The organism is Variovorax soli (assembly GCF_031454625.1).
In the GTDB taxonomy this organism is placed as follows: domain Bacteria; phylum Pseudomonadota; class Gammaproteobacteria; order Burkholderiales; family Burkholderiaceae_C; genus Variovorax; species Variovorax soli_A.
Genome location: NZ_JAVDRF010000006.1, coordinates 144,440 through 166,037, shown reverse-complemented (window position 1 = coordinate 166,037; position 21,598 = coordinate 144,440). Strand labels below are relative to the sequence as shown.

The following is a 21,598-nucleotide window of genomic DNA, read 5'->3' as shown; positions in this document are numbered from 1 at the left end:
GAGCCCCATCGTGATCGAGCTCGTCCGCGACTACTGGGTCTACTTCCTCATCGGCCAATACCCCAACGGCCCGCTGGGCGGCCTGGCGCTGACCGTGCTGCTGGCCGCGATGGGCCTGGTGCTCGCCCTGCCCTTCGGCCTGGTCCTGGGCCTGGCGCGCGTGAGCCCCTGGCGCTGGCTGCGCTGGCCCGTGACGGTGGTGGCCTTCGTGGTGCGCGGCACGCCGCTCCTGATGGTGGTGTTCTGGGCCTACTTCTTCCTGCCCAGCGTGACCGGCGTCAAGACCGACCAGTTCAGCACCATGCTGATCGCGCTGGTGGTCTTCGACGGCATCTACATCGGCGAGATCGTGCGCGCCGGCATCCTCGGGCTGCCGCGCGGCCAGCTCGAGAGCGCGCGCTCCCTCGGCCTGGGCTGGGGCCGCACCATGCGTTTCGTGGTGCTGCCGCAAGCGCTGCGCAGCATGCTGCCCTCGCTGGTGAACCAGTTCGTCTCCACCATCAAGGAGACCTCGCTGGGCTACATCATCGGGCTGTCGGAGGTGTCCTTCATCGCCTCGCAGATCAACACCCAGGTCTTCACCAAGCCGGTCCAGGTCTACCTGGTCCTGGGCCTCAGCTATTTCGTGATGTGCTTCGGGCTCTCGCGCTTCGCCTACTGGCTGGAGCGGCGCAGCAGCCGGCGCAGCACGGTCCGAACAGCACCGAAAGCACCCGCATGATCGAATTCGACAAGGTCGACAAGTGGTATGGCGACTATCACGCGCTGGTCGACGTGAGCGAGACCATCGCCCGCGGCGAGGTGGTGGTGGTCTGCGGCCCCTCGGGCTCGGGCAAGTCGACGCTGATCCGCACCATCAACCGGCTGGAGCCGATCCAGTCCGGCCGCATCGTGGTCGACGGCAAGGACATTCATGGGCGCGGCATCGATCTCAACGAGTTTCGCTCGCACATCGGCTTCGTGTTCCAGCAGTTCAACCTGTTCCCGCATCTCACGGTCATCGGCAACTGCACGCTCGCGCCGATCCAGCTGCGCGGCCTCTCGCGAGCGCAAGCCACGGAGCGCGCAATGGCCTTGCTCGAGCGCGTGGGCCTGGCGAACAAGGCCGATGCCTTTCCGTCGGAGCTCTCCGGCGGGCAGCAGCAGCGCGTGGCGATCGCGCGGGCGCTGGCCATGCAGCCGCCGCTGATGCTTTTCGACGAACCCACCAGCGCACTCGACCCCGAGATGGTGGGCGAGGTGCTGCTGGTGATGCGCGACCTCACGCGCGAAGGCATGACCATGGTGGTGGTGACGCACGAGATGGGCTTCGCGCGCGACGTGGCCGACCGCGTGCTCTTCATGGACGCCGGTCGCGTGCTGGAGCGCGCGACGCCCGACGACTTCTTCAATCGCCCGCAACACCCGCGCGCGCAACAGTTCCTTGCCGATATCCGCACGCCCTTCGCCCACGCGGTTTGATACGCTGGCTCGGATGAGCACACCGACGCCGCCTTCGCTTCCCGTGATCGACATCGCGCCGCTGGTCGCGCGGGCGCCCGAGCGGGCCGGGGTCGCCGAACGGATCGGCGAGGCCTGCCGTGCGCACGGCTTCTTCTATGTCACCGGCCATGGCATCGAGCCCGCACTCACGCGCCGCCTCGAGGATCTCAGCCGAGCCTTCTTCGCGCTTCCCGAAGCCACCAAGATGCAGTGGCGGATGGAACTGGGCGGCCGCGCTTGGCGCGGTTACTTCCCGACCGGCGGCGAGCTCACCTCCGGCCGGCCCGACTGGAAGGAAGGCCTCTACCTCGGCACCGAGCTGCCCGAGGACGATCCCCTGGTGCTGGCGCACACGCCGGTGCACGGGCGCAATTTGTTCCCGGACATCCCCGGCTTCAGGCAGACGGTGCTCGACTACATGGCCGCGGCCACGCGCCTGGGCCATCGGCTGATGGAAGGCATCGCCCTGAGCCTGGGCCTGGAGGCCTCGTACTTCGCCGACCGCTACACGGCCGACCCGCTGATCCTGTTTCGGATCTTCAACTACCCGACCCAGCCGGTGCCCCCCGGCCTGGACGTCGCATGGGGCGTGGGCGAGCACACCGACTACGGCCTGCTCACCCTCCTGCGCCAGGACGAGATCGGCGGCCTGCAGGTGCGCACCGGCGAGGGCTGGATCGACGCGGCGCCCGTCCCCGATGCCTTCGTGATCAACATCGGCGACATGCTCGACCGCATGACCGGCGGGCTCTACCGCTCCACGCCGCACCGCGTGATCCGCAACAGCTCGGGCCGCGACCGGCTGTCGTTCCCGCTCTTCTTCGATCCCAACTTCCATGCGCGCGTGAAGCCCATCGAGGCACTGCCCCGGCCTGCCGAGGTCGACGACAGTGCCACGCGCTGGGACCACGCCAACGTGCATGCCTTCGACGGCATCTACGGCGACTACCTGCTCGCCAAGGTGGCCAAGGTGTTCCCGCAGTTGCGCGAGGCCGTGCTGCCCGGCTGAACCCATTGCCTGCCTCAATGACCCTTATTGAGGCTTTGTATGGCGCGCCCCGCCGCATGGTGTAGATTGCAGGGGCGCCGCTGCCTCGCAGCGACGGTTCCACTTGCATGCCTAGCCAATCCCAGGAGACAGCCATGGACTTGAAAGGATCGAGAACCGAGCAGAACCTGAAGGACGCCTTTGCAGGCGAATCCCAGGCCAACAGACGCTACCTGTACTTCGCGAACAAGGCCGACGTCGAAGGCCAGAACGATGTCGCAGCGCTGTTCCGCTCCACCGCCGAAGGCGAAACCGGCCATGCACACGGCCACCTGGAGTTCCTCGAGCACGGCTCGGGCGACCCGGCCACCGGGCTGCCGATCGGCGACAGCCGCCTCAACCTGAAGGCCGCCGTCGCCGGCGAGACCCACGAGTACACCGACATGTACCCCGGCATGGCCAAGCAGGCCCGCGAAGAGGGCTTCGACGAGATCGCCAACTGGTTCGAGACCCTGGCCAAGGCCGAGCGCTCGCACGCCAACCGCTACACCAAGGCGCTCGAGGCGCTGGTCGACTGAGGCGCGCCGGCGCTCGCCGGGCAAGGGTTCTTCGCGAACTCCCCGCCCGTCGACGCCGCGCGTGCGGCCGCAGGCATCCATGACAAGTCGAGAAGGCAATCTCGAGGCACCGACGCGCCACCCGGTGGACTGGAAGAACCCGGAGTTCTACGACCAGGCCGCTTGCGAGCGCGAGATGACGCGCATCTTCGACATCTGCCACGGCTGCCGCCGCTGCGTCAGCCTGTGCCAGGCCTTCCCGAATCTCTTCGACCTGGTGGACGCGACCGAGGACGGCGAGGTCCACGGCGTCGATCCCAAGCACTACGGCAGCGTGGTCGACCAGTGCTATCTGTGCGACCTCTGCTACATGACCAAGTGCCCCTACGTGCCACCGCACCCCTGGAACGTGGACTTCCCGCACATCATGCTGCGGGCCAAGGCCATCAAGTTCAGGAACGGCGGGGTTCCAGCGGGCGAGAGGCTGCTCGCTTCCACCGATGTGCACGGCAAGTTCGCCGGCATCCCGGTGGTGGTGCAGACGGTCAATGCGCTGAACAAGACCAGGCCGATGCGCAAGCTGCTGGACAGCGCGCTGCACGTGCACCCGGATGCCTGGCTGCCCGACCTGGCCACCCAGCGCTTCCGCTGGAGCGCCCCCAAGGACGACGAGGCGCCGCCGGTCGTCGACGGCGAGCGTACGCCCGGCAAGGTCGCGATCTTCGCGACCTGCTACGTCAACTACAACGAGCCCGGCATCGGCTTCGACCTGATCAAGCTGCTCAGGCACAACGCCATCCCCTACACCATCGTCTCGAAGGAGAGCTGCTGCGGCATGCCCAAGTTCGAGCTCGGCGATCTCGAGGGTGTGGCCAGGCACAAGGAAGCCAACATCCCGGTGCTGGCGAGCTACGCGAAAGAGGGCTTCGCCATCCTCTCCGCCGTGCCGTCCTGCACGCTGATGTTCAAGCAGGAACTGCCCTTGCTGTTCCCCGACGACGCGGACGTCAAGCTGGTGCAGCAGGCCATGTACGACCCCTTCGAATACCTGGTGGCACGCCACAAGGACGGCCTGCTCAAGACCGACTTCAAGACTCCCCTGGGCAAGCTCAGCTACCACATCCCCTGCCATGGCCGAGTGCAGAAGATCGGCCGCAAGACCGAGGAGATGTTCAAGCTGATCGGCCAGATCGTTCCGCTGCAGCTCAACACGGTCGAACGCTGCTCCGGCCACGCCGGCACCTATGGCGTGAAGACGCCCTATCACCCGGTGGCAATGAAGATCGGCAAGCCGGTGTTCAAGGCCATGGGCAAGAACGAGCCCGACTACATCAGCTCGGACTGCGCGCTGGCCGGCCACCACATCGCGCAGGGCATGGCCCAGGAGGGGCTGCCCGCGGCCAGGCTGCAGCACCCGCTGAGCCTGGTGCGCATGGCCTACGGCCTGGAATAGCGACGATGACGATCACCCCCGACAGCCTGATGACGCTGGAGGCCTACGCGAAGATCCGCAAGTCCAGTGCCCCGGCGTTCATCGCCCACCGCAAGCTGCGCACGGTGCGCCTGGGTGAGCATGTGAGCGTGCAGTTCGAGGACGAAACCACCGTCCGCCGCCAGATCCAGGAGATGCTGCACATCGAGAAGATCTTCGAGGAGGACGGCATCCGCGGCGAGATCGACGCCTACCTTCCGTTGGTCCCCGACGGGAGCAACTGGAAGGCGACCATGCTGATCGAGTACACCGACGTGCACGAGCGCAAGCGCGAGCTCGCGCGGCTGATCGGCGTGGAGGACCGCATGTTTGTCGAGGTCGAGGGCCATGCGCGCGCCTACGCCATCGCCGACGAGGACCTCGACCGCGAGACCGACGAGAAGACCTCGGCCGTGCACTTCCTTCGCTTCGAGTTCGACGATGCCGCGCGCGCGGCGGTGCGCGCGGGAGCGCAGGTCAAGCTGGGCTGCGATCACACCCACTACCCGGCGATGACCGTCATCGCGCCCGAAACGCTGGCGAGCCTGGCGGGCGATCTGAGCGCCTGAACCTGCGTGGAGCCGAGCCGGCCGGAAGCGCCGGCTCAGGGCCGTCTGTGGGATAGCAGCGCCTGCTTTTCTTGGACGGCCCGTCGACGGCTTCAGACCTTCGCCAGCGCCTGCGCCAGATCGGCCTGCAGGTCCGCCAGGTCCTCGACGCCCACCGACAGGCGCACCAGCCCATCCCCGATGCCCAGACGCGCGCGCGTCTCGGCCGGGATGGTGGCGTGCGTCATGATGGCCGGATGCTCGATCAGGCTTTCGACGCCGCCCAGGCTCTCGGCCAGCGCGAAGATGCGCACCGCCTCCAGGAAGCGACGCGTGCCCGCGAGGTCGGTTCTCAGGTCGATGGAGATCATGCCGCCGAAGCCTTGCTGCATCTGCTGCTTCGCCAGCTCGTGCTGCGGATGCGAAGCCAGGCCCGGGTAATGCACCCGCGCGACCTGCGGCTGCGCTTCCAGCCACTGCGCCAGCGCCAGCGCACTGCTGCAGTGGCGCTCCATGCGCAGCGCCAGCGTCTTCACGCCACGCAGCGTGAGAAAACTGTCGAAGGGCCCGGCGATCGCGCCCACCGAGTTCTGCAGGAAGCCGAGGCGCTCGCGCAAGGGCGCGTGGCGCTCCTCGCGGCCCACCACGGCCACGCCGCCGATCACGTCCGAATGGCCGTTGAGGTACTTGGTGGTCGAGTGCACCACCACATCGAAGCCCAGTTCCAGCGGCCGCTGCACCCAGGGGCTCGCGAAGGTGTTGTCGGCCACGCAGAGGATGCCGCGCTCGCGGCAGATCGCGGCGATGGCGCGCAGGTCGGCCAGGCGAAGCAAGGGATTGGTCGGCGTCTCGACCCACACCATGCGCGTGTCGGGCCTGAGCGCCTCCAGCAGTCGCACGGGATCGGTCAGGTCGACGAAGCTGAAGCGGTGCCCCGCGCTGCGCGCCCGCACGCGTTCGAACAGGCGGAAGGTGCCCCCGTAGACATCGTCGCCCGAGACGATGTGGGCGTTGGCGTCCAGCAGCTCCAGCGTGGTCGAAATGGCGGCCAGCCCCGAGGCGAAGGCGAAGGCCGCGGAGCCGCCTTCGAGGTCCGCCACGCAGCGCTCCAGCGCCCAGCGCGTGGGGTTGTGCGAGCGGCCGTAGTCCAGGCCCTTGTGCACGCCGGGACTCTGCTGCACGTAGGTGGAGGTGGCATAGATGGGCGGCATGATCGCGCCGGTCGAGGGGTCGGGCGCCTGGCCGGCGTGGATCACGCGGGTGGCGAAGCCGAGGGCTTCGCGGGGGTCCTTGTCATGGCTCACTTCAGCTTTCTCCGCAGGTGATTGAGAAGGTCGGTGCGGGTGATGAGGCCGTGGAAGCCCGCTTCGTCCGAGATCATCGCGACCAGGCCGCGGTCGAGCACGGCTTCGAGCTCGGCCAGGCTGGCGCCGGAAGGCAGCGTCTCGGGCAGATCGGTCATCGCGCTCTTCACGTTCGATCGGAAGCGGCCGGCGTCGGCATGGACACTGAGCAGCAGATCGGACTCGTCGATCACACCGACGAGCTGCGTGCCCTCCAGCACCGGCAGCTGCGACACGTCCGCCAGGCGCATGCGCTGGAAGGCCGTGAGCAGCGTGTCCTCGGGCCCGACGCTGATCACGCTGCCGTCCTCGAATCGGCGCGAGACCACGTCGCGCAGATCGCCGAAGCGCTCGCGTGCGAGCAGGCCCTGGTCGAGCATCCACTGGTCGTTGTAGACCTTGGAAAGATAGCGCGTGCCGGTGTCGCAGACGAAGCTCACGACCCGCAGCGGCTTCGTCTGCTCGCGGCAGAAGCGCAGCGCCGCCGCCAGCAGCGTACCGGTCGACGAGCCGCCCAGGATGCCCTCGGCCCGCAGCAGCTCGCGCGCGGTGCCGAAGCTTTCCTCGTCGGTGATCGAATAGGCCTTCTTCACGCCGGAGAGATCGGCGATGCCCGGAATGAAGTCTTCGCCGATGCCCTCGACAGCCCAGGACCCGGCCTCGCCCACCGTGCCGCTGCGCGTGTATTCCGCCACCACCGATCCCGCCGGGTCGGCCAGCACGAAGAAGAGCGCGGGCTGCACCTCGCGGAAGTAGCGCGTGAGGCCGGCGATGGTGCCGCCGGAGCCCACGCCGACCACGATCGCATCCACGTCGTGCCCGCACTGCTGCCAGATCTCGGGCCCGGTGCTGGAGGCATGCGCGAGCGGGTTGTCGGGGTTGTTGAACTGATCGGCGAAGAAGGCGCCGGGGATGTCCTTCGCGAGCCGCGCCGCATAGTCCTGGTAGTACTCGGGATGGCCCTTGCCCACATCCGAGCGCGTGGTGTGGACCTCGGCGCCCAGGGCCTTGAGGTGCAGCACTTTCTCGATGGCCATCTTGTCGGGCACCACGAGCACCACGCGGTAGCCCTTGGCGCGCGCCACCAGCGCCAGGCCCAGGCCGGTGTTCCCGGCCGTGGCCTCGACCACCGTGCCGCCGGGTTTCAGGCGCCCGTCGCGTTCGGCGGCATCGATCATCGCGAGGCCCACGCGGTCCTTGATCGAGCCGCCGGGATTCTGCGACTCGAGCTTGAGCAACAGCGTGCAGGGGCCGGTGTCCAGGCGCGTGACGTGGACCAGCGGTGTGTTGCCGATCAGGTCCAGCACGGCGGGGCGCGTCTCGTTCGTCATGCGATCACCTCTGGCGACGATCGTAGCCCCGTCAGGCCTATTCCGCCGCGCGCCTGAGCGTATCGACCACCGGCCGCCGCAGCACCTCGCGCAGCCCCCACCAGCCGGCCGCCAGCGCCAGCACGGCACCCGCGAGCGAGCCGGCAAGCGGCACCAGGGGCGACGCGGTCCAGGTGAAGTCGAACACATAGCGCGCCAGGCCCCAGCCGATCAGCGAGGCCACGATGCTCGCCAGGAAGCCGGCGAGCAGCCCCACGCCTGCGAGCTCGGCGCGCTGCACCTGGCGCAGCAAGCTGCCGCGCGCACCCACCGCGCGCATCACCGCGAACTCGCGCGCCCGCTCCTCGCGCGTGGCCGTGACGGCGGCGAACAGCACGACCAGGCCCGCGGCGAGCGTGAAGCCGAACAGGAACTCCACCGCGCGGATCACCTGGTCGAGCACGCGCTGGACCTGGCCGATGGTCGCGCTCATGTCCACGTTGGTGACGTTGGGGAAGGTGCGCACCAGGGCGTTGTCGAAGCCGGGCCTGTCGGGCGCCCGGAAAGCGCTCAGGTACGTGACGGGCACGTCGCTGCCGAGCGAACTCACGGTGTACATCACGAAGAAGTTCGCATGCATCGAGCCCCAGTCGACCTTGCGCACGGAGGTGATGCGCGCCTCGTTCAGCTGGCCGCCGATGTCGAAGCGCAGCTGGTCGCCGAGCTTGAGGCCCAGCGTCTCCATCAGGCCCTGCTCGACGCTGATTTCGCCCTTCTTCTCGGATGCCCAGCTGCCGGCCACCACCTCGTTGTGTGCGGGCGGCTCGGCGGCGTTGCTGAGATTGAACTCGCGGTCGACCAGGCGCTTGGCGCGGTCGTCCGCATAGTCGTCGGGCGAGACCGGCTTGTCGTTGATGGCCACCAGCCGGCCGCGGATCATCGGGTACCAGTCGTACTTCTTCACGCCGCCGGCCGCGAGCGCCTGGCGGAAGGCCTCGCTCTGGTCGGGCATCACGTTGATCACGAAGCGGTTGGGCGCATCGGGCGGCGAGGCGCGTCGCCAGCTCGCGACCAGGTCGGTGCGCAGCAGCACCAGCAGCACCAGCGCGAGCAGGCCGACGGCCAGCGCGCTGACCTGCACCACCGTGTACGCAGGCCGCGCCGAGATCTGACGCGTCGCCAGCACCAGCCAGCGCGGCGCGGTGGTCTCGTTGACGCTCCGGCGCAGCACCAGCACGGCGACCCAGCTGAGCAAGGCGAACACCGCCACCGCGCCGGCGAAGCCGCCCACTGCGATCAGCCCCAGCTTGAGGTCGCTGCTGGCCGCGAGCAGCAGCGCCGCGAAGCCGGCCACGCCGAGCCCCAGCACCGCGAGCGATGCCGGCTTGAGGTTGCCCACGTCTCGCCGAATCACGCGCAGCGGCGGCACCTGCGCGAGCTGCAGCACCGGCGGCAGGCCGAAGGCGAACAGCAGCGTCAGCCCCATGCCGAGGCCGAAGGCCACCGGCCACAGGCTGGGCGCAGGCAGCGAGGCATCGACGAGGCCGGCGAGCAGCACCACGAAGACGTAGTGCACGCCGAAGCCGATGGCCACGCCCAGCCCGCTCGCGACCAGCCCGATGGCGGCGAACTCGAAGCCGTAGGCCTGCGCAATGGTGCGCTGGCTCTGGCCCAGCACGCGCAGCATGGCGCAGTCGTCGAGGTGGCTGGCAGCGAAGCCGCGCGCCGCGAGCGCCACGGCCACTGCGGACAGCAGGGCCGCGAGCAGGGCCACCAGGTTGAGAAATTTTTCTGCGCGGTCCAGGGTCTGGCGCATCTCGGGGCGGCCGCTCTCGAAGGAATCGAGGCGGATGCCGCGCAGTTCGCCCTTCTTGATGGCGGCGTCGGCCCAGTCGCTGAAGCGCTTGACGGCAACGGCGTCGCCCGCCACCGCGAAGCGGTAGCTGACGCGGCTGGCCGGCTGCACGAGCCCCGTGCGCGGCACGTCGGCCTGGTTGAGCATCACGCGCGGCGCGAAGCTCATGAAGCCGGCGCCGCGGTCGGGCTCCAGCGTGATCACGCGCCCGATGCGCAGGCTGGCGTCGCCCAGCAGCAGCGTGTCGCCCACCTTCAACGCCAGGGCTTCCAGCAGCGAGGCGTCGACCCAGGCCTCGCCGGGCGCGGGCACCTCGCGCGTTGGTGAGCCGGGGCCGGTGGGCGCGGTGCTCACCTGCAGGCTACCGCGTAGCGGATAGCCGGCCTCCACTGCCTTGAGCGCGACCAGCCGGCTCGCGCCGCCCTGCTCCTCGCTGGCGCGGGCCATGGTCGGAAAGCCGTAGGTGGCGGCGGTCTGCAGTCCCAGCGAGCGGGCGCGTTCGAGGAAGACGGGGGGCGTCGGGTTGTCGCTTGCCACCACCGCGTCGCCGCCGATCAGCTGGCGCGCATCGCGCTGCAAGCCGCCTTTGAGCCGGTCCGCGAAGAAGCCGACGGCCGTCAGTGCCGCAACGGCGAGCAAGACGGCCACGATGAGCAGGCGCAGTTCGCCGGCGCGCAGGTCGCGCCAGAGCGTGCGCCAGCCGAGACGGATGGAGGCATTCATGGGGCCCACGATAGCCGATGCGCAGGCCGGTGCGCGCGGCCAAGGAGAATGGCGCCGTGGGCTGGCGAGCCTTCTTCGAGCGTGGCGCTCGATTGCCGATCAAGGATTCGCGCCGCCCTCCTCCTGCGGCACCTGCACCCAGTCCCGGTTGCAATCGCGGACTTCCGGGAAGTAGCCCGCCGGGTCCGGGCAGTACAGCCTCATCACGGGTCCAGGATCGACCGGAACCGCATAGGCGGGATAGGCACCATAAGCCGGGTAGTACGCGACGCCATAGCCGGCCGGGTAATAGCCCGGGTAGTAGTAGTAGGCCGGGACACCGAAGCCGAAGCCGGCGCCGATGAAAACGGCGGAGCGGTGATGGTGCCCCGGGAAGAACCCGCGATGCGCCGGGAAGCCGGCGACGCCAAAGGGCGCCGATCGCGCGAAGCCTGGGCCGTGGAAAGCGCCGCCGTGGAAACCACCGCCATGGAAACCGCCGCCGTGCCCACCTCGTTGCGCGAAGCCGGGCACGGCGATGGCCGCCGCAGCGGCGAACAGGGCAGCCAGGATGGATCTCTTCATGGCAAGCTCCTCGAAGGAGACCCGTTGGATCCCGGGCTGCCCAACCGAGTTCGCAGCTTTACGGAAGCGCCAGCTCCGGCTGCAGCGCCAGCCGCTCGACGCCTGCATAGCAAACGAAGCGCTTGTGGGTCGCCCGCCCGATGGCGCACAGGCCGACCTTGGCGGCCACCTCGTGCCCCATCTGGGTGATGCCGCTGCGCGAGACCACGATCGCCACGCCCATCTGGGCCGACTTGATCACCATCTCGCTGGTCAGGCGGCCGGTGGTGTAGAACACGCGTCCGCCTTCGAGCCGCCCGACCGGCTGCATCGCGATCCAGCCGGCGATGGTGTCGATCGCGTTGTGCCGGCCGACGTCCTCCACGAAGCACTGCATGTGCGCTTCGTCCTCGCCCGGGCCGAGGGTGAACAGCGCGCAGCCATGCACAGAACCGGCGGACTTGTAGGTGCTCTCCTGGAGCCGGATCGCATTGACCAAGGCATAGAGCTGCGACTGCCGCATGCGTGTCGCCGGCAATGCCAGCCGCTCGATGCCGGCCATCAACTCGCCGAACACGCTGCCCTGGCCACAGCCGGTGGTGACCACCTTCTTCGCGGTGCGCTCCTCGATGCGGTCGATGCCGGCATGGGTTTTCACCGCAGCGGCGTTGACCTCCCAGTCGACGGTGACCGACTCGACGTCGGCCGCAGACTCGATCAGCCGCTGGTTCAGCAGATAGCCCAGCACCAGCAACTCGGGCTGGGCGCCCAGCGTCATCAGCGTGACCAGCTCGCGGCGATCGACGTAGACCGTGAGGTCGCGCTCGGCCGGGATCGAGACGAGGCCGCGCTGGCCATGCTCGTCGACGATCTCGACCTGGCGCGTGAGCGGCGCGCGTGCCGAACTCAGGCGCGGGAGCCTGCGGGTCACTGCTTGGGCGTGGGATTCGCAGCCGCCGCCGGCTGCGGCGTGCTGGGCGGCGAACTCGCCGTGCCCGGCGGCGAATGGGCGCCGGAGGCCTCGATCGGCTTCTGTTCCGGGGGCGTGTACGCGAAAGGCCCGGGGTCGACGCAGGGCGGCGTGGCCGGTGCCGGCGGCAGTTGCTTGCCGGCGGCGGCAGCGCCCGCACGGTAGAGGGCGACCACCTTGTCCTGCGCCTGACACAACTGGTAGGCGTCGACCTTGCCGCTCCACGCCGTCCGTGCCGCGGTTTCGGCCGCCTTGGCCTTCGCTTCAGGGGTGTCGGGCGGAGGAGGCAGCTTGGCGAATGCGCCGCCGGCCAGGGCCATGCCGCAAACGATGACGATCTTCTTCATGAGGGGGTTCCTTCGACGCGGACGCTGCCCAACCGTGCTTCGGCCCGCGCCTCCCTGCTGCGCTGGGCGGGGATCTTGCCGGCGACGATGTCCTCGTACCAGAGCTCATGGTGCTCGCGCGCCCAGGTCTCGTCCACGTAGCCATGGCGCATCGCGTCGTAGGCGCCGGTCATGCCCAGCGTGCCGATGTAGATGTGGCCCAGGATCAGCGCCATCATCAGGACCGTTGCCACCGCATGGACCATGTGCGCCACCTGCATCTGGCCGCGGGTGTAGACGAAGCCCGGCAACAGCTTGTCGAGGAACAGGCCCGAGGCGGCAATGATGCTGCCCAGCACCAGCACGCCGGCCCAGAACACCACCTTCTCACCGGCGTTGAAGCGGCCCGAAGGCACTTCCCTGCCGCTGAACAGGCCGCCGAACTTCGCCAGCCACTTCAGGTCCATCACGCTCGGCAGGTTGTCGCGCACGAAGGTGACGAACATCAGCACCAGCGTGACCACGAACAGCGGCCCGACGAAGTTGTGGAGGGTCTTGAGCGCGTAGGTGAGCCAGCCGAACAGCGCCGCACCGATCACGGGCAGCAGGAAGAACTTGCCGAAGGCCATCACCAGCCCCGACACGGCCAGCACGACGAAGGCGATCGCGTTGGACCAGTGGGTGGCGCGCTCGAAGGGCGTGAAGCGCTCGATCACGCGCCCCGTGGGCGCGCCGTGCAGGCGGATCGGCCCGCGCGTGAAATAGAAGATCGCGATCGCCAGCAGCACCACGAAGAGCAGCGCCGCGCCGTACGGGATGATCCACGCGTTGCGCACCTGGCGCCAGGCCTCGCCGGCATTGGTGAGCCGTGAGCCCGGGTACTTCACGAAGGGCTGGATCAGGTTGCCGGCCTCGGGCGCCTCCGACGGCGGCAGGCTGCTGTAGCCGGTCACGCCCTGCCTCACCTGGCGCCACATGGGCGCGTTGTTGCCGGGCTGCACCTTGGCGCGCTCGCCATTGCTCTGCGCCATGTAGTTCGGATCGGCGCTCGCCTCCGGCTTGACCTCGAAGATGTTCTGGCTCTGGATGCCGCCAGGCGCCGGCGCCGGCGCCGCGGCAGCAGGCGCGGCCGGTGCCTCGGCGACCGTGCCGCCGGCCGCCGGATTCTGCGCCTGGGCCATGGCCAGTCCGCAGGCGAGGCCGGCCGCGAGGACCAGCGCATGCAGGGCTTTGTTCATGCTGGCTCCTTCGCCCTCAGTTGTCGCGGGTGTAGTCGTTCTGGCCGTTCTGCGCGCGCGTCTTGAGCTGCTGCTCCCAGGCCGTCCGATTCCCCGCCTGCCAGCCGGGTGCGGTGAACGCGGTGCCGGTGTTGGGCTTGTCGCCGGTACCGCTCCAGGGCACGGCGTCGACCTTCACGCCCTCGGCGTTGGTCTGCGGCTTTTCGCCGCAGGCGGCCAGAAGCGCCGCGGCCGGAAGCAGAAGCGCCGCGATGGCTGCGGCGCGCTTCACTTCGTGCCTCCGTTGGTCGGGGTACCCGCCTGCCTGGAACCGTAGGCCGTGCCCCAGCCCCAGACCTCGGCGCCCTTGCCGCGGTGCAGCACGCGGGTGCGGAAGATGTCGGCCACCACGTCGCCGTCGCCGGCCAGCAGCGCCTTGGTCGAGCACATCTCGGCGCAGGCCGGGAGCTTGCCCTCGGCCAGGCGGTTGCGCCCGTACTTCTCGAACTCGGCCTGCGAGCCGTTGGCCTCCGGCCCGCCGGCGCAGAAGGTGCACTTGTCCATCTTGCCGCGCGCGCCGAAGGTGCCTTGCGCGGGGAATTGCGGCGCGCCGAAGGGGCAGGCGTAGGAGCAGTAGCCGCAGCCGATGCACACGTCCTTGTCGTGCAGCACCACGCCTTCTTCCGTGCGATAGAAGCACTGCACCGGGCACACCGCCATGCAGGGCGCGTCGGAGCAATGCATGCAGGCGACCGAGATCGACTTCTCGCCCGGCACGCCGTCGTTGAGCGTGACGACCCGGCGGCGGTTGACGCCCCAGGGGACCTCGTTCTCGTTCTTGCAGGCGGTGACGCAGCCGTTGCACTCGATGCAGCGCTCGGCGTCACAGACGAATTTCATTCTTGCCATTGCTATGCCTCCTGCCGAGCCGTCTCAACGGCGGCATACGCCCCCTCCGGGGGCAGCGGATACGCGAAGTGATGAGCGTGGGTGTCCATTTTTTTCTTTATGCCTTTTCGATATTGCAGACCGTCGTCTTGGTCTCCTGCATCATCGTCACGCTGTCGTAGCCGTAGGTGGTCGAGGTGTTGATCGCCTCGCCGCGCACCACCGGCGCTGCGCCCTGCGGGTAGTAGGGCAGCATGTCCATACCCTGCCAGTGTCCCGAGAAATGGAAGGGCATGAACACGGTGTCGGGCGCCACCCGCTCGGTGACCAGCGCCTGCACGTTGAGCCTGGCGCCGGTGGGCGTGTGAACCCAGGCGCGCTCGCCGTTGCGGATGTTCTTCTCGGCCGCGACCTTGGGGTTGATCTCGATGAACATCTCCTGCTGCAGTTCGGCGAGCCACGGGTTGGAGCGCGTTTCCTCGCCGCCGCCCTCGTACTCGACCAGCCGGCCGGAGGTCATGATGTAGGGGAACTTCTCGGCCACCTTGTCCGCGATGTTCTTCTGCTGCACGCTCTTGTACAGCGTGGGCAGGCGCCAGAAGGCCATCTTGTCGTCGTGCGTCGGGTACTTGGCCACCAGGTCCGGCCGCGTGCCGTAGAGCGGCTCGCGGTGCTGCGGGATGGCGTCGGGGAAGTTCCACACCAGCGCCCGCGCCTTCGCGTTGCCGAAGACATGGCAGCCATGGTTCTTCATGGTCACGCGGATGATGCCGCCCGAGTTGTCGGTCTTCCAGTTCTTGCCTTCCGCCTTGGCCTTCTCGGAATCGGTGAGCTCGTCCCACCAGCCGAGCTTCTTGAGCAGCAGGTGGTCGAACTCCGGATAGCCGGTGGTGATCTCGGCGCCCAGCGAATACGAGCCGTCCTCGGCCAGCAGGTTCTTGCCGTTGCGCTCCACGCCGAAGTTGGCGCGGAAGTTGCCGCCGCCGTCCATCACGTGCTTGGAGGTGTCGTACAGGTTGGCGCTGCCCGGATGCTTGAGTTCCGGCGTGCCGTAGCAGGGCCAGGGCAGGCCGAAGTAGTCGCCGGCCAGGTCGTAGCCGTTGACCTTGTCCTTGCCGGACTTGGCGCGCAGCGTGCGAACGTCGAAGGCCCCCATGTTGCGCATGTGGGCCTGCAGCCGCTCGGGGCTCTGGCCGGTGTAGCCGATGGTCCAGCAGCTCCTGTTGATCTCGCGCAGGATGTCGTCGGGAAGGGGCTCGTCCATGCCCTTGACCTTCTGCATGCGGAAGTTCTTGCTGAGCTCCTTGCCGAAGCCGAGCCGGTCGGCGAACTGCTGCATGATCATGTGGTCGCTGCGGCTCTCCCACAGCGGCTCGATGACCTTCTCGCGCCATTGCAGCGAACGGTTCGAGGCGGTGACCGAGCCACTGGTCTCGAATTGCGTGCAAGCCGGCAGCAGGTAGACCGCGCGCTTGGGATTCAGGTCCTCGGGCCGGCCCGGCATGGCGGCCATGGCCGCGGTCGCCGAGGGGTACGGGTCCACCACCACCAGCAGGTCCAGCTTGTCCATGGCCCGCTTCATTTCGAGGCCGCGGGTCTGCGAGTTGGGCGCGTGGCCCCAGTAGAAGACGCCGCGCAGGTTGGAGTCCTGGTCGATCAGCTCGTTCTTCTCGAGCACGCCGTCGATCCAGCGCGACACCGTGATGCCGGGCTTGCTCATCATCGCCGGCGAAGCGAACTGCTTCTTGATCCACTCGAAGTCCACGCCCCAGACACTGGCGAAGTGCTTCCAGGCGCCCTCGGCGATGCCGTAGTAGCCGGGCAGCGAATCGGGGTTGGGGCCGACGTCGGTCGCGCCCTGCACGTTGTCGTGGCCGCGGAAGATGTTGGTGCCGCCGCCCGACTTGCCCACGTTGCCCAGCGCCAGCTGCAGGATGCACGAGGCGCGCACGATGGCGTTGCCGATGCTGTGCTGGGTTTGGCCCATGCACCAGACGACGGTGCCCGGGCGGTTCTCGTTGAGCCAGGTCGCGACCTTCAAGACCTGGGCCTCCTTGACGCCGCAGGCCTCCTCGACCTTGTCGGGCGTCCACTTGGCCATCACGTCGGCACGCACCTCGTCCATGCCGTAGACGCGGTCGTTGATGTACTTCTTGTCTTCCCAGCCATTCTTGAAGATGTGGTACAGGATGCCGAACAGGAAGGGAATGTCGGAGCCCGACCGGATGCGCACGTACTCGTCGGCCTTGGCCGCGGTGCGGGTGAAGCGCGGGTCGACCACCACCACCTTGCAGCCGTTCTCCTTGGCGTGCAGCAGGTGCAGCATGCTCACCGGGTGGGCCTCGGCCGCGTTCGAGCCGATGTACATCGCCACCTTGGAGTTGCGCATGTCGTTGTACGAATTGGTCATGGCGCCGTAGCCCCATGTGTTCGCCACGCCCGCCACGGTGGTCGAGTGGCAGATGCGCGCCTGGTGGTCGCAGTTGTTGCTGCCGAACAGGCTCACGAACTTGCGCATCAGGTACGACTGCTCGTTGTTGTGCTTGCTCGAGCCGATCCAGTAGACCGAGTCGGGGCCGCTGGCCTGGCGCAGCTCCTTGAGCCTGGCGGTGATCTCGTCGAGCGCCTGGTCCCAGCCGATGCGCTGGTACTTGCCGTCGACCAGCTTCATCGGGTAGCGCAGCCGGTATTCGCCGTGGCCATGCTCGCGCAGCGCGGCGCCCTTGGCGCAATGCGCGCCCAGGTTGAGCGGCGAGTCGAACACCGGCTCCTGCCGGACCCAGACGCCGTTCTCGACCACGGCGTCGGAGGCGCAGCCGACCGAGCAGTGGGTGCAGACGGTGCGCCGGACCTCGATCTTGCCGGCGCCGACGGCGGCCGGCCTGCCCTCGGCCGCCTGCGACTTGCGCATCAGCGTGAGCTGGCCGGCGGCCAGGCCGACGCCGACCCCCAGTCCCGAGCGCCGCAGGAAGGCGCGCCGGTCCATGGTCGGCAAGGCGTTCGCGAGGCCGCGCCTCAAGCTGTGGACGAAGGGCGAGGCGGACGAAGAAGAGGAAGAAGAAGAAGAAACGTTCAGCGGTGCGCCGTCGCGCGGGGCAACGGTCGACTTGCGGGTCAGCAGCATGGTGGTGTCGTCCTCAGGCCGAGGTGGTCTGGTAATAGCGCTTGACGTGTTCGCTCAGCGTGTAGCCGCCGCCCTTCTCGGGCGCGGGCTTGGGAGCGGAAATGGCGGCGGAGGCCGGTGCCTCGACGACCTTGGGCAGCACCGTGACGGCTGCTGCGGCTGCGCCGACGGAGGCGGCGCCCATGAAGAAACCACGACGCGATGCCGGCTTGATGCCGGCGACTTGGCTGTCCTGCATATCGACTCCAGGAATGGCTCGGTGAGAACCTGATATGAAACCAGTTACATATGTTTGGATACTAGTCCAGACCCTAATTCCGGGGCCGGAAGGCCTCGGAAAAAACCCTGACGCTAGTTCAGCATGTCGAAGCCTTGCGCCTCGACCTCGATGAAGGCGCGGGTCAGCGTGGCCAGAGCGGCGTAGAAATGCGCCTTCGGATGCATGCCCACCGCATCGCACATCGCAGGCAGCCAGGGCTGCACGTGACTCGCGAAGAAGGCCTGCTGCTGGGTCAGGTTCGCGACCGCGGCGTCGTTGCCGGCAATCAGGTAGCGCATGGCCTCGAACACGCAGGCGACGTGGTCCTCGGTCTCCGGGACTGCCTGCTCGCGCGCCAGGCCCAGCCGTTCCAGGTCGCCGCGCAAACGCGCCAACGGCTTGTCGTTGAGGAAGCCGCTCAGGTAGTGCGAGCCGAACAGGTAGACCTCGGGCTTGCCGATGCCGCCGAAGAGCGCGTCGTATTCGTCGCTCGCGGCCCGCACGCCGATGCCGCGCGCCACGCCCACCAGCTGGCGCCAGGGCTCTTCCAGAAAGGCACCGGCGGCCGGCGCCTCGGTCGGCGCGACCTGGAAGGCGGCGAGCAATTCGTCGTCGGGCGGCGCATACCAGAGCCGGGCCAGCAAGCCGTAGAGCTCGGCGCGCGCGAGCTCCTCGTCGAGCGCCGAAGTGGCGGGGAAGCTGTCGCTCATCAAGAAACCTCCGCGCAAAACGCTGCGGTATTCGCCTCGGGAACGGCTCGGCGACTCATAGCTGCGTGATCTTCAGTTCGTTGGAGGCGCTGTACAGGTCGATGACCCGGCAGTCGCTGCACATCTTGAGCCGCTCCAGCGCCTCGCCCTGGAACATCGCATGGCCCGCCAGCTTGCCGAGCATGGCCTCGATCGCCTTCTGCGTGCCGAAGGGCTTGTCGCAGCGGATGCAGCGCCAGGGCTTGGCCTCGTTGAGCACCACCGGCTGGCTACGTTCGGGGGCGACGAGCAGCCGGGGCACGAGCGAGATCGCGTCCTCGGGACAGGTGCTTTCGCACAAGCCGCACTGCACGCAGTTCTTCTCGATGAAACGCAGCTGCGGCGCGTTCGGGTTGTCCTGCAACGCGCTCGCCGGGCAGGCACTCACGCAGGCCAGGCACAGGGTGCACGCGTTCTTGTCGACCTCGATGGCACCGTAAGGCGAGGCTGCGGGCAGCGCGATGGCCAGCGGCGCCTCACGGGCCTCCTTCATCGCCGGCGCCGCATCGATCAGGTGGTCGAGTGCCAGCTCGAGCGTGCTGCGCTTCTCGGCGCCGACCGCGAAGCGCGCTGGCACCGCCGGCCTCTGCGGCTGCGGGCCGCGCAGCGCGGCCAGCGCGCTGTCGAGCGCCGCGGTGTGGTCGGCTTCGATCAGCCGGAAATGCGTGCCGGCATAGCCCAGCCCCGCGAGCACGGCCTGCGCGACCGCCATCTGCGCACGCAGGGCCTCGATGTAGGCCGGCGCTTCCTCGCCGGTCGCCAGCACCGCGATCTGCGAGGCGCCGAAGGCGATGGCGCTCAGCCACAGGTCGATGCCGGTGCTCGCCGCATGCCAGAGGCCGACCGGGATCACCTGCGCGGGCACGCCTTCGGCGCGGCCGAGCCGCGCCTCGCGCCCCAGCCGTTCGATCAGGGCCTGACCGCCCTCGTGGCCGTGCAGCAGCAGGACCGCATCGCGCCCGCCCGCCGCGGCATAGGTGGCGAGCAGCGTGCGCAGCTTCGTGCCCTGGTCGGGCGCATGCGGGTAGGCGTAGGCCAGCGCGCCGGTCGGGCACACGGTCGTGCAGGCGCCGCAGCCCACGCAGAGATTCGGGTTGACGACGATGCGCTGGAGCGCCTTGTCGCTGCTCACCGCGTGGGCCGAGCAGACGTCGATGCAGGCCCTGCAGCCCACCTGCTCGTTGCGGCTGTGGGCGCAGAGCTTCTGGCGGTAGTCGAAGAACTTCGGCTTCTCGAACTCGCCCACCATCTCGCGCAGTTGCAGCAGGGTCGAAGGCGCCTGCGCATTCGCCAGACCGCCGCGCAGGTGGAAGTAGCCCTGGGGCGGCGCGTGCCAGTCGATCAGCGGCGCCTCGCCCAGGTCGAGCACCAGGTCGAAGCCCGCCTCGAGCGCCTCGGCAGGGCGGGCGAAGTCGATCGCGCCGGCGACGCTGCAGGCCCGTTCGCAGTCACGGTGCGACTGGCACTTCGCGTTGTCGATCTGGTAGTCCAGGCCGATGGCCTGCTCGGGACAGGCCACCAGGCAGGCATTGCAGCGGGTGCAGAGGTCGAGGTCGATCGCGTTGTCGCGTGTCGAGCGCAGCTGGAAGGCGCCGAGCCAGCCGGCGAGCGCATCGATCCGGCCGGCGACCACCGGCCAGCGGCGCTCCTGCGCGCCGCCCGCGCTGCCGGGACCGCGCGAGAAGATCGTGACCTCGAGCGTGTCGGCCAGCAGCGCGGCCACGCGCTCCGCCTCGTCGAGTGCGCCGACGATCAGCAGCCGCCCCTGGCTCTTGTAATTCACGATGCCGACCGGCTCGGGCTCCGGCAGCCGCGCCTGCGCGAGCAGCGCGGCGATCTTCGGGCTGGCGCCCGCCGCATCGCGGCTCCAGCCGCCGGTCTCGCGGATGTTGACGAAGCGGATCGGCGACTCGGCCCCGGGCGTCTGCTGCGCGAGCTCGCCGAACAGGCGTTTCTCCTGCGTGCAGGCCACCACCACCTCGTCGCCGGACTGGATCGCGCGCTGGAAGGCCGGTGCCTCGCGGCGACACAGGGTGGAATGCAGGGGCAGCGTTTCAGCCAGCGCCGCGCCGAGGGTCTTCGGCTCGAGCGGCATCGTCCTGTTGCAGTCGCAGATCAGCGTGGTGGTCATCGGTTTCTTGGCGGGCCGGCTGCGCATCGGCGGCAACCGGTTGGCTGGGAACGGGGTCCGTGGAGACCGACTCTGCCACGTCCGCACTTGCGTCGGCCTCAGGGTCTTTGTCAGTCTGCTCGTCGAACAGCTTCATGAACTTCGCGCTGGCCATCTGGCGCAGCACGCTCTCGGGCACGGGGGTCGAAACGGAGTAGTCGTCGATGTAAGTATCGAGACCATCCATGACATTGAAGTGCGGATCGGCAAACAGCTTCTTGAGGGCCGCGTTCTTGACCTCGGGCGCGACGTTGGCGGCGAGGAAGGGCTTGAAGTCGGAGTCGGGCGTGAGCGCCCGGGCATCGTCCAGCGTCGGCGGAGGCGGTACCGCTGCTTCGCCATGCGAGGGGAGGTCTGGCTGGGCGCGCTCGGCCCCCGCGACGGGCAGCGCCTCCGGAGGCGCCGCCGTCGCCTCGTCCGGCACCACCTCCCCTTCCTTCACCTTCTGCTTGCGCCGCGCCCACCGCTCGAAGAATCCTTCAGACATCGCCGGCCCCCCGTCCGCGCTTCTTCTCCGTCGTGACGCTGGCGGCGTTGCCGAAGCGATCCACCAGCGGCTTGAAGCTCTGCGGCCGCTGGCGTCGCCGGGGCTCGGCCTCGTAGTGCTCGTCGACCCAGGTGCGCAGCCATTCGACCACCTCGGGCGGCGCGGGCACCTGTTCGACCGTCTCCTGCGCATCGAGCCAGCGGCCCGCCTCGCTGTAGCTCAGCGTCACCACCACCGGGCGCGCGATTGGTTCGGCGGCGACGGTGGCCTCTTCCTCGAGGCGCCACAGCACGAACCAGCCGGGCTGGGGCGTCGTTGCGTTGAGTCGGTAACCGTCCGTGTCGTCGCGAAACAACTCGACCTTGAAGCCGGGGTGCAGCCAGCGCTGCGTTTCCTCGTCCTGCCGCAGCAGGCGCGGGGCATTGCCGAAGGCGGGCTCGTCGGGCACCACGTCCTCCAGCGTCCAGCGCCAGGGTTGCCAATGGCTGGAGGGTCCGTGCAAGCGCTCGCGCCGCATCAGGACCGCGACGTCGAGCGAGGGGCGCGCGCCGTCGTCGGCGGGGCTGGAGGACGGGTTCATGCGCCGGA

Annotated in this window: 21 protein-coding genes; 6 read left to right on the top strand and 15 right to left on the bottom strand. The window is 68.7% G+C overall.

Features of this window, described 5'->3' with window-relative positions; translation table 11 throughout:
• The first annotated feature begins 10 nt into the window (after positions 1-10).
• The 6 genes from J2739_RS15995 (at position 11) to J2739_RS15970 (ending at position 5,067) form a co-directional block, all read left to right on the top strand.
• Positions 11-721 carry an amino acid ABC transporter permease gene (locus J2739_RS15995; RefSeq protein ID WP_309903350.1) on the top strand — a complete coding sequence of 237 codons (711 nt, stop codon included), beginning with the start codon at positions 11-13 and terminating at the stop codon, positions 719-721.
• Positions 718-1,461, top strand: a complete 744-nt coding sequence (locus J2739_RS15990) for an amino acid ABC transporter ATP-binding protein (RefSeq protein WP_309903348.1) — start codon at positions 718-720, stop codon at positions 1,459-1,461. Before J2739_RS15995 ends, J2739_RS15990 begins: the two co-directional genes overlap by 4 nt.
• A gap of 13 nt (positions 1,462-1,474) precedes the next feature.
• A complete protein-coding gene (locus J2739_RS15985; RefSeq protein WP_309903346.1) occupies positions 1,475-2,491 on the top strand; it encodes an isopenicillin N synthase family dioxygenase in 1,017 nt (338 codons plus the stop codon).
• A 134-nt stretch (positions 2,492-2,625) separates the two neighbouring features.
• A complete protein-coding gene (locus tag J2739_RS15980; protein ID WP_068680194.1) occupies positions 2,626-3,048 on the top strand; it encodes a rubrerythrin family protein in 423 nt (140 codons plus the stop codon).
• Between the two features lie 79 nt (positions 3,049-3,127).
• A complete protein-coding gene (locus J2739_RS15975; RefSeq protein WP_309903344.1) occupies positions 3,128-4,480 on the top strand; it encodes a (Fe-S)-binding protein in 1,353 nt (450 codons plus the stop codon).
• A gap of 5 nt (positions 4,481-4,485) precedes the next feature.
• Positions 4,486-5,067 carry a DUF3501 family protein gene (locus tag J2739_RS15970; RefSeq protein WP_309903342.1) on the top strand — a complete coding sequence of 194 codons (582 nt, stop codon included), beginning with the start codon at positions 4,486-4,488 and terminating at the stop codon, positions 5,065-5,067.
• Positions 5,068-5,159: 92 nt separating this feature from the next.
• Here the strand turns inward: J2739_RS15970 and J2739_RS15965 are convergent, their stop codons facing one another.
• From J2739_RS15965 to J2739_RS15895, 15 genes are all read right to left on the bottom strand, one after another.
• Complete coding sequence (locus J2739_RS15965; RefSeq protein WP_309903340.1) at positions 5,160-6,350, bottom strand: trans-sulfuration enzyme family protein; 1,191 nt, start codon at positions 6,348-6,350, stop codon at positions 5,160-5,162.
• Positions 6,347-7,720: a cystathionine beta-synthase gene (locus J2739_RS15960; protein ID WP_309903338.1), complete on the bottom strand. Its 1,374-nt coding sequence runs from the start codon at positions 7,718-7,720 to the stop codon at positions 6,347-6,349. Before J2739_RS15960 ends, J2739_RS15965 begins: the two co-directional genes overlap by 4 nt.
• A gap of 37 nt (positions 7,721-7,757) precedes the next feature.
• The gene (locus J2739_RS15955; RefSeq protein WP_309903336.1) at positions 7,758-10,277 is read right to left on the bottom strand and encodes an ABC transporter permease; all 2,520 of its coding nucleotides are present in this window, start codon (positions 10,275-10,277) and stop codon (positions 7,758-7,760) included.
• Between the two features lie 99 nt (positions 10,278-10,376).
• Entirely contained in the window at positions 10,377-10,841 is a 465-nt protein-coding gene (locus J2739_RS15950) for a hypothetical protein (RefSeq protein ID WP_309903334.1), read from the bottom strand.
• 58 nt (positions 10,842-10,899) lie between these two features.
• A complete protein-coding gene (locus tag J2739_RS15945) occupies positions 10,900-11,751 on the bottom strand; it encodes a formate dehydrogenase accessory sulfurtransferase FdhD (protein ID WP_309903332.1) in 852 nt (283 codons plus the stop codon).
• Entirely contained in the window at positions 11,748-12,137 is a 390-nt protein-coding gene (locus J2739_RS15940; RefSeq protein WP_309903330.1) for a hypothetical protein, read from the bottom strand. The genes J2739_RS15945 and J2739_RS15940 overlap by 4 nt, the downstream gene beginning before the upstream one ends.
• Entirely contained in the window at positions 12,134-13,354 is a 1,221-nt protein-coding gene (locus J2739_RS15935) for a formate dehydrogenase subunit gamma (RefSeq protein WP_309903328.1), read from the bottom strand. Before J2739_RS15935 ends, J2739_RS15940 begins: the two co-directional genes overlap by 4 nt.
• Before the next feature lie 16 nt (positions 13,355-13,370).
• Complete coding sequence (locus J2739_RS15930; protein WP_309903326.1) at positions 13,371-13,625, bottom strand: hypothetical protein; 255 nt, start codon at positions 13,623-13,625, stop codon at positions 13,371-13,373.
• Positions 13,622-14,242 carry a formate dehydrogenase FDH3 subunit beta gene (fdh3B, locus tag J2739_RS15925; RefSeq protein WP_309903324.1) on the bottom strand — a complete coding sequence of 207 codons (621 nt, stop codon included), beginning with the start codon at positions 14,240-14,242 and terminating at the stop codon, positions 13,622-13,624. The genes J2739_RS15930 and fdh3B overlap by 4 nt, the downstream gene beginning before the upstream one ends.
• 97 nt (positions 14,243-14,339) lie before the next feature.
• A complete protein-coding gene (locus J2739_RS15920; RefSeq protein ID WP_309903322.1) occupies positions 14,340-17,345 on the bottom strand; it encodes a formate dehydrogenase subunit alpha in 3,006 nt (1,001 codons plus the stop codon).
• Positions 17,346-17,358: 13 nt separating this feature from the next.
• Entirely contained in the window at positions 17,359-17,583 is a 225-nt protein-coding gene (locus tag J2739_RS15915; protein WP_309903320.1) for a formate dehydrogenase, read from the bottom strand.
• 113 nt (positions 17,584-17,696) lie between these two features.
• Positions 17,697-18,314 carry a TorD/DmsD family molecular chaperone gene (locus tag J2739_RS15910; protein ID WP_309903318.1) on the bottom strand — a complete coding sequence of 206 codons (618 nt, stop codon included), beginning with the start codon at positions 18,312-18,314 and terminating at the stop codon, positions 17,697-17,699.
• A 55-nt stretch (positions 18,315-18,369) separates the two neighbouring features.
• A complete protein-coding gene (locus J2739_RS15905) occupies positions 18,370-20,484 on the bottom strand; it encodes a 4Fe-4S binding protein (protein ID WP_309903317.1) in 2,115 nt (704 codons plus the stop codon).
• Positions 20,408-21,010, bottom strand: coding sequence for a DUF3306 domain-containing protein (locus tag J2739_RS15900; protein WP_309903314.1), 603 nt, complete (start codon positions 21,008-21,010; stop codon positions 20,408-20,410). Before J2739_RS15900 ends, J2739_RS15905 begins: the two co-directional genes overlap by 77 nt.
• Positions 21,003-21,590 (bottom strand): DUF3305 domain-containing protein, encoded by a 588-nt coding sequence (locus J2739_RS15895; protein WP_309903312.1) that lies wholly within the window; start codon positions 21,588-21,590, stop codon positions 21,003-21,005. Before J2739_RS15895 ends, J2739_RS15900 begins: the two co-directional genes overlap by 8 nt.
• Positions 21,591-21,598: the final 8 nt, after the last annotated feature.

Excerpts from the sequence above, each read along its gene's own strand:
- J2739_RS15950 (WP_309903334.1), bottom strand. The coding sequence starts at position 10,841 with ATGAAGAGATCCATCCTGGCTGCCCTGTTCGCCGCTGCGGCGGCCATC.
- J2739_RS15980 (WP_068680194.1), top strand. The coding sequence starts at position 2,626 with ATGGACTTGAAAGGATCGAGAACCGAGCAGAACCTGAAGGACGCCTTT.
- J2739_RS15985 (WP_309903346.1), top strand. The coding sequence starts at position 1,475 with ATGAGCACACCGACGCCGCCTTCGCTTCCCGTGATCGACATCGCGCCG.
- J2739_RS15970 (WP_309903342.1), top strand. The coding sequence starts at position 4,486 with ATGACGATCACCCCCGACAGCCTGATGACGCTGGAGGCCTACGCGAAG.
- J2739_RS15955 (WP_309903336.1), bottom strand. The coding sequence starts at position 10,277 with ATGAATGCCTCCATCCGTCTCGGCTGGCGCACGCTCTGGCGCGACCTG.
- J2739_RS15905 (WP_309903317.1), bottom strand. The coding sequence starts at position 20,484 with ATGACCACCACGCTGATCTGCGACTGCAACAGGACGATGCCGCTCGAG.
- J2739_RS15940 (WP_309903330.1), bottom strand. The coding sequence starts at position 12,137 with ATGAAGAAGATCGTCATCGTTTGCGGCATGGCCCTGGCCGGCGGCGCA.
- J2739_RS15920 (WP_309903322.1), bottom strand. The coding sequence starts at position 17,345 with ATGCTGCTGACCCGCAAGTCGACCGTTGCCCCGCGCGACGGCGCACCG.
- J2739_RS15895 (WP_309903312.1), bottom strand. The coding sequence starts at position 21,590 with ATGAACCCGTCCTCCAGCCCCGCCGACGACGGCGCGCGCCCCTCGCTC.
- J2739_RS15900 (WP_309903314.1), bottom strand. The coding sequence starts at position 21,010 with ATGTCTGAAGGATTCTTCGAGCGGTGGGCGCGGCGCAAGCAGAAGGTG.
- J2739_RS15960 (WP_309903338.1), bottom strand. The coding sequence starts at position 7,720 with ATGACGAACGAGACGCGCCCCGCCGTGCTGGACCTGATCGGCAACACA.
- J2739_RS15935 (WP_309903328.1), bottom strand. The coding sequence starts at position 13,354 with ATGAACAAAGCCCTGCATGCGCTGGTCCTCGCGGCCGGCCTCGCCTGC.
- J2739_RS15910 (WP_309903318.1), bottom strand. The coding sequence starts at position 18,314 with ATGAGCGACAGCTTCCCCGCCACTTCGGCGCTCGACGAGGAGCTCGCG.
- J2739_RS15975 (WP_309903344.1), top strand. The coding sequence starts at position 3,128 with ATGACAAGTCGAGAAGGCAATCTCGAGGCACCGACGCGCCACCCGGTG.
- J2739_RS15915 (WP_309903320.1), bottom strand. The coding sequence starts at position 17,583 with ATGCAGGACAGCCAAGTCGCCGGCATCAAGCCGGCATCGCGTCGTGGT.
- J2739_RS15990 (WP_309903348.1), top strand. The coding sequence starts at position 718 with ATGATCGAATTCGACAAGGTCGACAAGTGGTATGGCGACTATCACGCG.
- fdh3B (WP_309903324.1), bottom strand. The coding sequence starts at position 14,242 with ATGGCAAGAATGAAATTCGTCTGTGACGCCGAGCGCTGCATCGAGTGC.